Here is a 12,214-nt window from a genome sequence, read left to right as displayed (position 1 = left end):
ACCCTTCTCACTCCCCGCCAGAATCGGCGAGCGCGTCAGCGCCACCGACGATCTCGCTGATTTCCTGGGTGATCGCGGCCTGCCGCGCCTGGTTCATCTGGCGCGTGTAGACCCCGAGCAGTTCGTTGGCATTGTCGGTCGCCGACTTCATGGCCCGCCGGACCGACGCCTGGAAGGACGCCGCCGACTGCAGCAGCATGTGGAAGATGCGGCTCTCGATGTAGTTCGGCAGGAGCAGGTCGAGCGCGGCCTGGGCGGACGGCTCGAACTCGTACGCCGGCGGGACCTTGGAGGCCTCGGCCTCCTCGATCTCCAGCGGCATCAGCCGGGCGACCCGGACGGTCTGGGTCAGCATCGAGACGAACTCGGTGTAGACCACGTGGATCTCCCCGACCCCGCCCTCGGCGTCGGTCTTGAGGAAGTCCTCGGCCAGCCGCCGCCCGATCTCCTCGGCGTTGCCGAAGTGGGGGCGGTCGCTGAACCCGCTCCAGGACCCGGCGACGTCCCGGTCCCGGAACCGGTACCAGGTGATGGCCTTGTTGCCGACGACGTAGGGAACCGGCTCGCGGCCCTCGTCCCGCAGCGCCTTGATCAGCGATTCCGCCTCGCGGATCACGTTGGCGTTGTAGGCGCCGCAGAAACCGCGGTCACTGGTGATGACCAGCACGGCGCTGCGGTTGTCGGTCGGCTGCTCCTCCAGCAGCGGGTGGTCGATCCCGACGTGGTGGCTCACCAGCGCGGTCAGGGCCTGCGTGATCTGGTCGGCGTACGGCTTGGAGGCCGCCACCGCCTGCTGGGCCTTGACGATCCGCGACGTGGCGATCATCTCCTGGGCACGAGTGATCTTGGCGGTCGACTTGACCGTCTTGATCTTCTGCCGGAGTTGACGTAGCTGTGCGGCCATGGCCGTCAGCCCTTCTTGACGCGGGTGATCGTCTCCTGCTTGACGTCCTCTTCGTCGATGGCCTCGACGTGCTCCTCAGCGAGCAGCTCGCCCTCGCCGGTCTGGAAGCCCCGCTTGAACTCGGTGATGACGCTCTTGAGGCGGGTGAGGCCGTCGTCGGAGAGCTTGCCGGTCTCGCGGATGGAGGTCAGCAAGCCGCTCTCCTCGCGCTCGACGTAGTCGAGGAACTCGCGCTCGAAGCGGCGGATGTCGGCCACCGGGACGTCGTCCAGCTCACCGGAGGTGCCCGCCCACACGGACACGACCTCCTGCTCGACCGGGAACGGGCTGCCCTGCGGCTGCTTCAGCAGCTCGACCAGCCGGGCGCCGCGCGCCAGCTGCGCGCGCGACGCGGCGTCCAGGTCGGACGCGAACGCGGCGAACGCCTCCAGGTCGCGGTACTGCGACAGCGCCAGGCGCAGCGTTCCGGCGACGGTCTTCATCGCCTTGATCTGCGCGTCGCCGCCGACCCGGGACACCGAGATACCGACGTTGATCGCCGGCCGGACGCCCTGGTTGAACAGGTCCGTCTCCAGGAAGCACTGCCCGTCGGTGATCGAGATGACGTTCGTCGGGATGTAGGCCGACACGTCGCTGCCCTTGGTCTCGATGATCGGCAGGCCCGTCATCGAGCCGCCGCCCATGTCGTCCGACAGCTTCGCGCAGCGCTCCAGCAGGCGCGAGTGCAGGTAGAAGACGTCACCGGGGTAGGCCTCGCGGCCCGGCGGGCGGCGCAGCAGCAGCGACACCGCGCGGTAGGCCTCGGCCTGCTTGGACAGGTCGTCGAAGATGATCAGGACGTGCTTGCCCTGGTACATCCAGTGCTGCCCGATCGCGGACCCGGTGTAGGGGGCGATGTACTTGTAGCCCGCGGGCTCGGAGGCGGGAGCCGCCACGATCGTGGTGTACTCCAGCGCGCCGGCCTCCTCCAGGGAGCGGCGGACGTTGGCGATCGTGGAGCCCTTCTGGCCGATCGCGACGTAGATGCAGCGGACCTGCCTCTTCTCGTCGCCGGACTCCCAGTTCTCCTTCTGGTTGATGATGGTGTCCACGCAGACCGTCGTCTTGCCGGTCTGCCGGTCACCGATGATCAGCTGTCGCTGGCCGCGGCCGATCGGCGTCATCGCGTCGATGGCCTTGATGCCGGTCTGCAGCGGCTCGCCCACCGACTGACGCTGCACGACCGTGGGGGCCTGCAGCTCGAGCGCGCGGCGCTCGGTCGTCTCGATCGGGCCCTTGCCGTCCAGGGGGTTGCCCAGCGCGTCCACGACGCGGCCAAGGAAGCCGTCGCCGACGGGGACCGAGAGGACCTCGCCGGTCCGGCGGACCTTCTGGCCCTCTTCGATCTTGCTGAAGTCACCCAGGACAACGGCGCCGATCTCACGCACGTCCAGGTTCAGAGCCAGGCCACGGGTACCGTCCTCGAACTCAAGGAGTTCGTTCGCCATCGCGGAGGGCAGGCCCTCGACGTGGGCGATACCGTCGCCGGAATCGACGACGGTGCCGACCTCTTCGCGCGCGGCGGCCTCGGGCTCGTACGACTGGACGAAGCGCTCCAGCGCGTTCCGGATCTCATCCGGACGGATCGTCAGCTCCGCCATGATTCCTCTCTTGCTCCCTATGGGGTCAGCTTGCCGGCGGGTCAGCCGGTGCCGAGCCGCCGGCGGACGTCGTCCAGCCGTCCGGCGATCGTGCCGTCGATGATCTCGTCCCCGATCTGGATCGACACTCCGCCGATCGCGCCCGGGTCGAGCTCGATGTTCAGGTGTACTTCGTGCCCGTAGGCGGCGGCCAGCACCGCGGCGAGCCGCGTCCGCTGCTCCGCCGACAGCGGGGCCGGCGTGCGGACCAGCGCCACCAGCCGCTGCCGGCGCTGGGCGACGAGCCTGCCGTACTCGGCGAGCCCACCTTCCAGGCTACGTCCTCGCGGTCGGAGCACCAGTTCGGTGACCAGGGTCAGCGTCGCATCGGTGACCTTGCCCTCCACCAGCGCGTTGACCAGGCCGAGCTTGTTCTCGTCCGGCAGGCCGGGGTTCGTGAGGCCGCCGCGCAGGTCCGGCTCCCCCTCGACGACCCTGGAGAACCGGAACAGCTCGTCCTCCAGGTCGTCGATCCGCCCCTCCGCCTCGGCGCGGGCGGACTCGGCGGTGACCGCGAGGATCTCCACCGCGTCCGACAGCTCCGACGGCTTCGACCAGCGCAGCCGGACGACGTCGGCGACCAGCCCGAGAGCGGCCGGCGACACCTTGCCCTCCAGCAGGATCTGGACGAGCTGCGCCTTCTCGGCACCGGCCCGCGCCGGGTCGGAGACCGCCCGCCGCAGTCCGTGCTCGCGGTCGATCAGGTGCAGCACCGCGAACAGGTCGCCGCCGAGCCGCGCCAGGTCGGCGGAGGGGATCACCGTCTCCAGCCGCTCCTTGGCCTCGGCCAGCGACGCCCTGCTCACCGCTCCCGTGATGGTCATGATGTGATCTGCTCCTGGGTGCGAGCGCGTTCCTCGAGTTCCTCGAGGAACCGGTCGACGACCCGGCTCTGCCGCGCGCTGTCCTCGAGGGACTCGCCCACGACGCGTCCGGCCAGCTCGACCGACATGGCCCCGATCTCGGCGCGCAGCGACTGCAGCGCCTGCTGCCGCTCGGCCTCGATCTGCGCCTTGGCGTTCTCGACGATGCGGCGCGCCTCGACCTGGGCCTGCTCCTTGGCCTGGGCGATGATCTGCGCGCCCTGCTCCTCGGCCTTGCGTCGCTCGTTGGACGCCTCGACCGCGGCCGCCTTCTGCTGGGCCTTGTACTGCTCGAGGACCTGCTGGGCCTCTTTCTGGGCCTGCTCGGCCCGCTCCAGGCCGCCCTCGATCGCCTGCGTCCGCTCCTCCAGCGTCTGCTGGATGCGCGGCGTGAGGATCTTGCCGAGGACGATCAGGACGACCAGGAACGAGAAGATGCCGACGACCAGCTCGAACGGGTGCGGTATGAGAGGGTTGTTGCTCTCCGCCGCCAGGACGGAAGCTGCTGTCATCACGTCTGCAGCCCTTCCTCAGGTTCGGATGGCTACTACTTGATGCCCTGGAAGATGAACGGCGCGACCAGGCCGATCAGGGCGAGCGCCTCGGTAAGGACGAAGCCCAGCAGCATGTTGGTCCGGATGACACCGGTCAGCTCGGGCTGGCGGGCGATCGCGTTCACGCCCTGGCCGAAGATGATGCCGACGCCGATGCCCGGGCCGATCGCCGCGAGGCCGTAACCGATCGAGGTGACGTTACCGCTGAGGGCAGCGAGGTCTCCCATGTTCTTTCCCTTTTCTGTCGGCCGGCGGAAGATCCGCCGGTCTGGCTTACGAGGTTGTCCGATGGGGTCCGCGGAGCCGGGGGGCGTCGCGTGCCCCGCGGTCTCAGTGGTCGGCTTCCAGGCCGCTCTGGATGTACATGGCGGCCAGCATGGTGAACAGGAACGCCTGCAGGAACTGGATCAGCAGCTCCAGCGCCGTCATCGCGATGGTGACGATCACGCCGATGATGCCGACGCCGAACCCGGCGACCGTGGGCTTCTCGAACAGGAACCAGAAGCCCACCAGGCTGAAGAACGCCAGGATCGTGTGGCCCGCGAACATGTTGGCGAAGAGCCGCACCGCGTGGGTGAACGGGGCCAGGACGAAGGTCGACAGGTACTCGATCGGCACCAGCAGGAAGTACACGGGCAGCGGCAGGCCGCGGGGGATCATGTTGGTGAAGTACCGGATCCCCTGGTGCCGCAGGCCGAGGTAGACCTTGAGGATGTAGACGAAGAGCGCCAGCACGATCGGGAACGCGATGTGCGAGGCGATCGGGAACTGGATGATCGGGACGACCGCGAAGATGTTCCAGATCCAGATCAGGAAGAACATCGACATCAGCAGCGGCATCCACTGGTCGGTCTTCTTGCCGAGGAACGGACGGGCGATCTCGTCCCGCACGAAGATGTAGCCGAGCTCGCCGAGGTTCTGCACGCCCCGCGGCACGAGCTTCGGCTTGGCGAAGGCGCTCCAGAAGAAGACGCAGACCAGCAGCGACCCGACGACCGCGAAGACGACGGGCTTGGTGAGCCACGCGGGGCCGCCGGCGAACAGGGGCGGGAAGTCGAACAGCTCCGGCCCGGGGGCCTGGAACTCATCTCCGCCGGAGGCGAGGACCGTCAGCGCGTTCACGCGGCGTTCCCTTCATCAATGTGGTGATGTTTCACGAAGGCTTCCTCGGCGGCGGGGCCGCTCAGGAGGAGTGGCGACCGAACTTCACGTAGACCAGGTAGACGGCGAGCACGACGCCGACGACCAGGCCGATCGGGACCAGCCAGGTCTGGTGCGTCCACTTGGACAGCAGCCACCCGAGACCGCCCCAGATGAGCATCCCGGAGAGGAGGTAGCTGGGCACGGACCAGGCGGCGTCGGCGAATTCCCGCTGACCGTCCTCCGGTCGGCGTTTCTGCTCGCTCATCGCGCTCCGGACGATAGCAGGCCATGCCTGCGGTGGTCATATTGGAGTAGTCCATCACGAGGGCAGGCACCGTCCGCGGGCGCTTCATCACGGACTCCGGTCCAGGGCGTTCTCGGAGGTGCCGGTGCTCTCGGGGGTGCCGGTGCTCTCGGGGGCACCAGTGCTCTCGGGGTCGTCAATGTAGGGCCTCCGCTGCAGGACGACTCGGAACTCGGCTCCGATCCAGAGCAGCGCGAGCCCGATGACCGTCCAGCCGAAGACCTGGGTATCGAAGATCGACACACCGTCGATGGCCGTGACCAGCACCATCACCGCGAGGATCTTCACCGCGTAGCTGGCGAGGGCGGCCAGCATCATGGTCTGCGCCGACATCCTGGAGGCCCAGGAGACCACCAGCGCGCTGAGCGAGAAGAAGGCGATCACCACGACGGAGGCGAGTGCGGCCGCGAGGGCGCCCTCGGCGCCGGCGGTCAGCAGGCCGATCACAACGGCGCCCACCCCGACGATCGACGTCGGGATCGCGGCGCCGCGGAGCATCCGGGCGTCGGAGGTATGCATGAGGGCTCCGGCTGGTCACGGTAAGTGTTCGTCGATTGTTCGTGAAAGGTATCACAAGCGTCCGGAATGTCCACAATTACCCTAGAGGTAATGCGATCCCGCGCGCGCGGCACTACTCCGCGCAACACCCGCACGAGGGACTGTAGCCGAGCCCGCCCTGTGCACAGACACGTTCACGCTCTCCGGGCAGGCGATCGCGCCCCCGCCCAGGCGCAGGTCAGACGGGGAGCAGGCCGACCGCCAGGTCAGGAGACGAGCATGTCAAAAGAGGGAGCACGCCAGAGGAAGAGCGTCCGAACGGGGGGCGGCCGGACGGGGAACGGGGCCGGGGGGAACGGGCCCGGGCGGGGGAACGGGCCGGGCGGGCCGCCGGTCGGATCGGTGGCGGATCAGACGGGGAGCGTCGGGCGGTCGGCGGGCTGTTCGCCGGTGCCCGGGGTGTTCGCGCGGGCGGACTTGCGGCGGCCGGGGATGCGGAGCATCAGCACCACGCCGGCGACCGCCACCAGCAGGGTGACGCCGAGGGTGATCCAGGCCGCGTCGAACAGCGCGAGGCCGACCAGCCCGGAGGCCAGCAGCCCGACCCAGAAGTACATGATCAGCACGGCGCGGCGGGTGGAGTGGCCGAGCTGGAGCAGCCGGTGGTGCAGGTGCTGCTTGTCCGGGGAGAACGGTGACCGGCCCTGGTTGGTGCGCCGCCACACCGCGAGCAGCATGTCCATGAACGGCACCGCCGCCACCGCCGGGATGAGCAGCACCGGGACGAAGAACGGGAACAGCCCGTTGGTGAGGATGGCCGGGTCGAACTGCCCGGTCAGCATGATGGTGGAGGCGCTGAGCAGCAGCCCGATCAGCATCGAGCCGGTGTCCCCCATGAAGATCTTCGCGGGGCTGAAGTTGTGCGGCAGGAAACCCGCGCACATTCCGAACAGCACCGCGGCGACGAGGGTCGCGGCGGTCAGCGTCGTCAGCCCGTTCGTCCTGGACAGCAGGTAGGCGTAGGAGAACAGCGCCAGCGCGGCGATCCCGACGACTCCGGCGGCGAGGCCGTCCAACCCGTCGATGAAGTTCACCGCGTTGATCGTCGCGACGACGACGAAGACGGTCAGCGGCACGCCGTAGGCGGGCGGCAGCGACAGCGAGTCGCCGGTCGGCAGCGGGATCACGTAGATCTGGATGCCCTGCATGATGAAGATCCCGGCGGCCGCGACCTGGCCGGCGAACTTGGTGAGCGGGTCCACCTCCCAGCGGTCGTCGACGATCCCGATCAGCACGATCAGCCCGCCCGACAGCAGCAGCGCCTTGCTGACGCTGATCCCGCCGTCGCCGAGGACCTTGCGCATCTCGGGCAGTCCGGTCGCGACCACCAGCGCCGCCACCATCCCGCCGAACATCGCGAGGCCGCCCAGCCGGGGCGTCGGGATCACGTGCACGTCGCGGTCGCGCGGGACGGCCTGCGCGCCGAACCAGACGGCGAACCTGCGCACCGACGGGGTCAGCAGGTAGGCGACGAGAGCGGCGACCAGGATCGTGAGCAGGTACTCCCGCACTCTCCTGCGCCTCCCTTCGCCGGTCAACGATGCCTACGTGCCCCGTCCGGGACGGAGTTCACCTGGGCGGACTCCACTGGAGTGGACGATCCGCCGGGACGATCTGTTCACGTCGAGACCGACCAACTGTAGTCCTCCCGGACGGCCGTGCGCGGCATATCGGGCGGTATGGGCGTCCTGGACGCACATGATCCCGGCGCCGACGACCGCGAGCGCGAGGCCCGCGAGGCACCGGTCGCCCAGCGAGAAGGCCCACGGGCCGAGCGCGGCGACGTCGTCCCCCGCGTCGCTGAGGACGAGCAGCGCCCCCGCGGCGACCAGGGCGGCACCGGCCCGGCGCCGCGGCGCCGGACGGCGCGCCAGCAGGGGCACGGCGGCGAGCCCGAGGGCCAGCACGCCGGTGCCCGTCCAGCCGCCCGTCCAGCGCGGCGGGACGTACCGCGGCGGCTGGACGGCGATCGCGTGCTTGGGCAGCCGGACCCGGATCCGCATCCCCTCGTGCGGGGCCAGCGCGTTCTGGACGAAGTCGATGGCGTAGGGGCCGTCGCGGTCGCGCAGGCACCGGGTCGACATGCCCGGGGCGCCCGCCCGGCAGGTCGCGTGGCGCAGCGGCACCGGCGCCTGCACCCGCACCGCCGCGTTGCCGATCGGGACGTCCCAGCTCGTCCCGACCGCGTCCCACATCAGCTCGTCGTGCCGGGCGCGGGGGGTGAACGCGCGGCGCACCTCGTACTCGATCACGTAGGCCTGGCGGCCGCGGACCTCGCGGTGCCGGTCGCCGACGCTGATCTGCACGTCGTGCAGGAACCGGGCCGTGCGGACGCGGGCCGGCGCGCCGGTGGAGGAGCTGCTGCTGACGTTCCCCACCTCGTAGAGGCGGTCGCCGCGGCGGAACGGGACGTGCCGGACGATCCCGTGCTCCCCCGCCTGGTCGAAGTCGTAGGTGATCGTCTCCCGCACGTACAGCACGCCGTCGGTGCCGATCGTGAGGACGACGTCGAAGACCGGGATGCTCTCGCCGCGGTACTCGGGAGGCGGGACGCCCGCCGAGCCCCCAGGCGCGGGCTCGGCGCCCGCCGGCCGTGCGGCGCATGCGGGCAGCCCGAGCACGAGGAACAGCAGCAGCAGACCCGCGGTGATCGCGGAGCGCCGGACCCGGCCACGCACGTCAGGCATGCTTCCACCGTTGCCGTGATCGTGTCCGCGTAACGACCCCGGTACGCCCCGCCGGGTGACCCTTCTCTCCCGCCCGAGAGGGTTTTCTCCCGGTTCTTCCCCCGGACGTGACGGTCAGCAGACCCTTGGACGCGTCCAGCACCGGATCGGTTCGCTCCACCGCCGGATTCGTCCTGCCCTGGTCAGTCGGACACGCCCGCCAAAAATCACTGGTAGGAGCCTGCTAAGTTATCGCTCGCTAACCCCCCAAACCGAACCTGGAGGGACCTATGCGGCGATTCGCTGCAGTAGCCCTGACCGCCGGCACCCTGATGGCCGGCATGGCCGCCGTCGGCGCCCCCGCCGAAGCCGCCGCCACCGGTAGCTGGAAGCCCTACAACTCCTACAGCCACGTAGCCGCTTGGGGGTCCTACAAGCGGAGCGGCGGCAGCACCGCCGTCACCGGCTACCTCGCCGACGACAAGACCAACGGCTGGACCGCCTGCGTGCGCTTCAAGTTCACCGAGGGCAGCAAGGTCTACTGGTCGCGCTTCAAGATCGTCGGATACAAGAACGGCGCCAGCTACAACTTCGACGGCAAGGCGACCGTCAAGATCAGCGTGAAGTCGTCCTACGGCAGCCACATGTGGGTGCAGGAGTGCGGCCGGAACAAGAAGACCGGCAAGTACTACTACGGCAAGGGCAAGAAGATCTTCTGATCCGCCGTCTCCTCCGCCTGATGACACAGGCCCCGCCCGGCCCGGCGGGGCCTTCGCGCTTCCAGGGCGATCCCGGGCCCCGGCTCACCAGTCCAGATCGTAGAAGTCCTCACCGATCCTGATGCGCGAGATCGCGTCGGGCTTACCGAGGTCGACCAGCCCGAACCCCGTCGCCAGGTACCTCCCGGTGGCGTCCCCCTTCATCACGGGATCCCCCGCGAAGGAGACGCTCCGGCGGCGGATCGACCGCAGGACCCGGCCGTCGTCGGCCGACAACTCCAGAATCGAGAACGACGAGGTGTCCGCCCCCGGTCCTGCCGTCTCACCGCTCTCCGCGGAGATCGAAAGCACCGACCCCTCGATCACGAACACCCGCCGGCCGTCGGCGGCCGCCGCGACGCCCTCGAAGGCCCGTGGCGAGATGAGGGTGCGGATGGGCGGCGCGGCGGCCGATGGGGCACCGTCGCCGCCCATCGGCAGGGAGCGGAGTTCCTGAACGGTCTTCTCAGGCCCCTTGTACCGCGAGCGCACGAAGAAGAGCCGATCTCCTCGCCCGGCCCAGGAGAGCTGGTCGGCGAGGGCGGCGGACGGTTCCCGCCATTCGCGGCGGTTCCCGCTCACGGCATCGAGGATCGCGATCCTCGCGTCCGAGGCGATCCGCGTCACCGGCGGGTCGGCGCACGAGACCACGCTGTAGGCCAGCCCGCGGCCATCGGGGGTCACGGCCAGAGAGCCCTGCCCCGGAGGCTCCCCGGAGACGGCCGAGCCGACCACCTCCGAACTCCGGACGATCGCCCCCGCCTCGCTGACCGACATCTTCTCGACCCTCGTCGCGCAGACCGCGCGCGTTCGCTTCAGGACATAAAGCGTCCGGCCGTCGCCGGCCGCCGCGAGGTTCAGGAAGTTCGTCCCCTTGGGGGCGGGTTTGGCGTCCAGGAGGCGGCCGGTGCGGGAGTCGCGGACCTCGACGCGGGACGGATCCCCGCCGCCGGCCAGGTAGCTGGCGAAGTAGAAGCGGGGCATCGTGGGGACCTTCTGGAGGCGCCGGTCGGGCTCCATCATCTTGCGGACGCCCACGATCCCGGCGGCCAGGACGAGCACGGCCAGCACCGCGCAGACCGGTACCACCCAACGCCGGGACGGAACGCCCCGGCGCGGCGCGGCGGCGCGTCCCGGCAGGGCGGGGCGGGGCGCCCGCGCCCGCGGCTCGGGGAAGGGCCGCGGCTTGTCGGCGTCGACCATGCCGGCCGAGGCGCGCAGCGCGTCGCGCAGGCGGTCCTCCAGCCCGCTCATGGCGCCTCCTCCCCCAGCTCCCGGGCCAGGGCGGCGAGCGCCCTGGCCATCGTGGACCGTACCGTCGCGGGCCGGATGCCCATGGCCGCGGAGACCTCGTCGTCGCTGAGGTCGAGGTAGTAGCGCAGGACGACGGCCTCGCGCTGGCGGCGCGGCAGCCGCCGGAGGGCCCGCATGACCTCCCGGCGGTCCTCGCCGAGCATCGCCGCGGACTCGGCCGACCAGACCGGCGGCTCGTGCGGCTCGGTGTGGCGCCACATCATCCGGCGGCGGCGCAGGACCATGCGGCAGCCGTTCAGGACAGCGGCGCGGACGTAGGCGAGCAGCTTCCCCTCGCCGTCCAGGTGGGGGGACCTGTCCTGCATGCGAAGGAAGACGTCCTGCACCACGTCTTCGGCGGTGGCCTCGTCCCCGACCAGCAGGACCGCCATCCGCACGAGACGGAGCTGGTGCTCCTCATACAGAGCGACCAGGTCGCCGGTCCGGGGGATGACCACGGGGGGTGATCTTAACCGCGGTCGCTCACGGAACCGGCGTGAACCGCCCGCCCGCCTGACGGCCGGTTAAGGCCAGAGTCACCACCGGAGCCAGAGCCGAAACCGAGTCAGAGCCCGGCCACCGGCCGCCGGCGCTCACGAGACCAGTGTCCGTCCGGGGCTCTCCAGGAGTCCGCGGAACTCGGCGCTGGGTTCGAGCCCCATCTCCTCGTCCAGCAGCCGCCGGTACCGCGTGAACACCCGCCACGCGCTCACCTGGTCACCGCGCGCCAGGTGCACGGCGGCCATGATGCGGTGGGACGCCTCGGACAGCGCGTCCACCCGCGCGGCGGCCTCGGCCAGGTCGATCGCCCCGGTCACGTCGCCGGCCGCCAGCGCGTGCCCGGCGAGCCGCTCCAGCGCCAGGAGCCGGAGCAGGTTCCACCGGTCCCGGACGCCCCACACGTCCTCGTCCGGCCAGCAGGGCAGGAGCTCACCGCCCAGCAGCTCCACCTCGTCCGGCTGCGCCGCCGCGACGGTCCCCCCGGCCACCAGGCGCGCGAGGCGCTCGCCCCGGCGCAGGTCGACGTCGACATCCTCGGCGAGCGCGACATGGGACGGCGTCACGGCCAGGAGCCGCTCGCCGGTGTCCCGGCGGACCCGCCACAGCGCCTGCCGCAGCCGCTTCGCCGCCTCGGCGGACTCGACGTCCGGCCACAGCCGCCCTTGCAGGGAACCCCGCCCCAGCCCGCCCGGCTCCAGCGCCACCGCGACGATCAGGCGGCGCGGCGCCGGAGGCAGCCCGACGTCCCGCCCGCCGACCCGGCACCGGAAGGAGGTGAGAAGCCCGAGCCCGGCGTCCTCCGCGGCGACAGCACTCTGATCAACATGCATACCCGGTTGATGCGCGACCCCCGCCGTCCGCTGCTCCACTCGACCGAGATTTCTACAGATTTCGCAAATTGATGTCAGAGCCGCTGGTCAGCGCGGCCCGGCCGCCGCCCGTCCGGCCGCCCGGCGTCGGGATCGCGCCGGAACGCGGCCGGGAGGGCGGA

Annotated in this window: 14 protein-coding genes; 1 reads left to right on the top strand and 13 read right to left on the bottom strand. The window is 70.5% G+C overall.

The window, feature by feature from the left end; genetic code table 11:
- Positions 1–7: 7 nt before the first annotated feature.
- The 10 genes from FKD65_RS31740 to FKD65_RS31695 all read right to left on the bottom strand — a co-directional run bounded on the left by FKD65_RS31740 (position 8) and on the right by FKD65_RS31695 (position 8,692).
- Positions 8–904 (bottom strand): F0F1 ATP synthase subunit gamma, encoded by an 897-nt coding sequence (locus FKD65_RS31740; RefSeq protein WP_141581741.1) that lies wholly within the window; start codon positions 902–904, stop codon positions 8–10.
- Between the two features lie 5 nt (positions 905–909).
- Entirely contained in the window at positions 910–2,544 is a 1,635-nt protein-coding gene (atpA, locus tag FKD65_RS31735) for a F0F1 ATP synthase subunit alpha (protein WP_141581739.1), read from the bottom strand.
- A 41-nt stretch (positions 2,545–2,585) separates the two neighbouring features.
- Entirely contained in the window at positions 2,586–3,407 is an 822-nt protein-coding gene (locus FKD65_RS31730) for a F0F1 ATP synthase subunit delta (RefSeq protein ID WP_141581737.1), read from the bottom strand.
- Complete coding sequence (locus tag FKD65_RS31725; protein ID WP_141581735.1) at positions 3,404–3,958, bottom strand: F0F1 ATP synthase subunit B; 555 nt, start codon at positions 3,956–3,958, stop codon at positions 3,404–3,406. The genes FKD65_RS31730 and FKD65_RS31725 overlap by 4 nt, the downstream gene beginning before the upstream one ends.
- Positions 3,959–3,993: 35 nt before the next feature.
- Positions 3,994–4,227: an ATP synthase F0 subunit C gene (gene atpE, locus FKD65_RS31720; RefSeq protein ID WP_089310093.1), complete on the bottom strand. Its 234-nt coding sequence runs from the start codon at positions 4,225–4,227 to the stop codon at positions 3,994–3,996.
- 103 nt (positions 4,228–4,330) lie between these two features.
- The gene (gene atpB, locus FKD65_RS31715) at positions 4,331–5,122 is read right to left on the bottom strand and encodes a F0F1 ATP synthase subunit A (RefSeq protein WP_141581733.1); all 792 of its coding nucleotides are present in this window, start codon (positions 5,120–5,122) and stop codon (positions 4,331–4,333) included.
- Between the two features lie 61 nt (positions 5,123–5,183).
- The gene (locus FKD65_RS31710; protein ID WP_141581731.1) at positions 5,184–5,408 is read right to left on the bottom strand and encodes an AtpZ/AtpI family protein; all 225 of its coding nucleotides are present in this window, start codon (positions 5,406–5,408) and stop codon (positions 5,184–5,186) included.
- Between the two features lie 87 nt (positions 5,409–5,495).
- Positions 5,496–5,966: a hypothetical protein gene (locus tag FKD65_RS31705; RefSeq protein ID WP_141581729.1), complete on the bottom strand. Its 471-nt coding sequence runs from the start codon at positions 5,964–5,966 to the stop codon at positions 5,496–5,498.
- 389 nt (positions 5,967–6,355) lie between these two features.
- On the bottom strand, positions 6,356–7,516 hold the full coding sequence (locus FKD65_RS31700; protein ID WP_141581727.1) for an MraY family glycosyltransferase: 1,161 nt from the start codon (positions 7,514–7,516) through the stop codon (positions 6,356–6,358).
- Between the two features lie 33 nt (positions 7,517–7,549).
- Positions 7,550–8,692 carry a DUF2207 domain-containing protein gene (locus FKD65_RS31695; protein WP_141581725.1) on the bottom strand — a complete coding sequence of 381 codons (1,143 nt, stop codon included), beginning with the start codon at positions 8,690–8,692 and terminating at the stop codon, positions 7,550–7,552.
- A 269-nt stretch (positions 8,693–8,961) separates the two neighbouring features.
- Between FKD65_RS31695 and FKD65_RS31690 the strand changes: the two genes are divergently transcribed.
- On the top strand, positions 8,962–9,390 hold the full coding sequence (locus FKD65_RS31690; RefSeq protein WP_141581723.1) for a hypothetical protein: 429 nt from the start codon (positions 8,962–8,964) through the stop codon (positions 9,388–9,390).
- 84 nt (positions 9,391–9,474) lie between these two features.
- On the opposite strand, the gene FKD65_RS31685 is transcribed toward FKD65_RS31690, so the two are convergent.
- The 3 genes from FKD65_RS31685 to FKD65_RS31675 all read right to left on the bottom strand — a co-directional run bounded on the left by FKD65_RS31685 (position 9,475) and on the right by FKD65_RS31675 (position 12,053).
- Complete coding sequence (locus FKD65_RS31685; protein WP_141581721.1) at positions 9,475–10,683, bottom strand: hypothetical protein; 1,209 nt, start codon at positions 10,681–10,683, stop codon at positions 9,475–9,477.
- On the bottom strand, positions 10,680–11,180 hold the full coding sequence (locus FKD65_RS31680; protein WP_240809692.1) for a sigma-70 family RNA polymerase sigma factor: 501 nt from the start codon (positions 11,178–11,180) through the stop codon (positions 10,680–10,682). The genes FKD65_RS31685 and FKD65_RS31680 overlap by 4 nt, the downstream gene beginning before the upstream one ends.
- Positions 11,181–11,315: 135 nt before the next feature.
- Complete coding sequence (locus tag FKD65_RS31675) at positions 11,316–12,053, bottom strand: BTAD domain-containing putative transcriptional regulator (RefSeq protein ID WP_141581719.1); 738 nt, start codon at positions 12,051–12,053, stop codon at positions 11,316–11,318.
- Between the last annotated feature and the right edge of the window lie 161 nt (positions 12,054–12,214).

Source organism: Actinomadura sp. WMMA1423 (assembly GCF_006547145.1).
Classification (GTDB): domain Bacteria; phylum Actinomycetota; class Actinomycetes; order Streptosporangiales; family Streptosporangiaceae; genus Spirillospora.
The sequence above is the reverse complement of the archived record's forward strand: the minus strand, read 5'-3'. Positions and strand labels throughout refer to the sequence as shown.

What these genes read in the sequence shown, in the direction of transcription:
- FKD65_RS31740 (WP_141581741.1), bottom strand. Translation starts at nt 904, where the DNA reads ATGGCCGCACAGCTACGTCAACTCCGGCAGAAGATCAAGACGGTCAAG.
- atpA (WP_141581739.1), bottom strand. Translation starts at nt 2,544, where the DNA reads ATGGCGGAGCTGACGATCCGTCCGGATGAGATCCGGAACGCGCTGGAG.
- FKD65_RS31730 (WP_141581737.1), bottom strand. Translation starts at nt 3,407, where the DNA reads ATGACCATCACGGGAGCGGTGAGCAGGGCGTCGCTGGCCGAGGCCAAG.
- FKD65_RS31725 (WP_141581735.1), bottom strand. Translation starts at nt 3,958, where the DNA reads ATGACAGCAGCTTCCGTCCTGGCGGCGGAGAGCAACAACCCTCTCATA.
- atpE (WP_089310093.1), bottom strand. Translation starts at nt 4,227, where the DNA reads ATGGGAGACCTCGCTGCCCTCAGCGGTAACGTCACCTCGATCGGTTAC.
- FKD65_RS31710 (WP_141581731.1), bottom strand. Translation starts at nt 5,408, where the DNA reads ATGAGCGAGCAGAAACGCCGACCGGAGGACGGTCAGCGGGAATTCGCC.
- FKD65_RS31705 (WP_141581729.1), bottom strand. Translation starts at nt 5,966, where the DNA reads ATGCATACCTCCGACGCCCGGATGCTCCGCGGCGCCGCGATCCCGACG.
- FKD65_RS31695 (WP_141581725.1), bottom strand. Translation starts at nt 8,692, where the DNA reads ATGCCTGACGTGCGTGGCCGGGTCCGGCGCTCCGCGATCACCGCGGGT.
- FKD65_RS31690 (WP_141581723.1), top strand. Translation starts at nt 8,962, where the DNA reads ATGCGGCGATTCGCTGCAGTAGCCCTGACCGCCGGCACCCTGATGGCC.
- FKD65_RS31685 (WP_141581721.1), bottom strand. Translation starts at nt 10,683, where the DNA reads ATGAGCGGGCTGGAGGACCGCCTGCGCGACGCGCTGCGCGCCTCGGCC.
- FKD65_RS31675 (WP_141581719.1), bottom strand. Translation starts at nt 12,053, where the DNA reads ATGCATGTTGATCAGAGTGCTGTCGCCGCGGAGGACGCCGGGCTCGGG.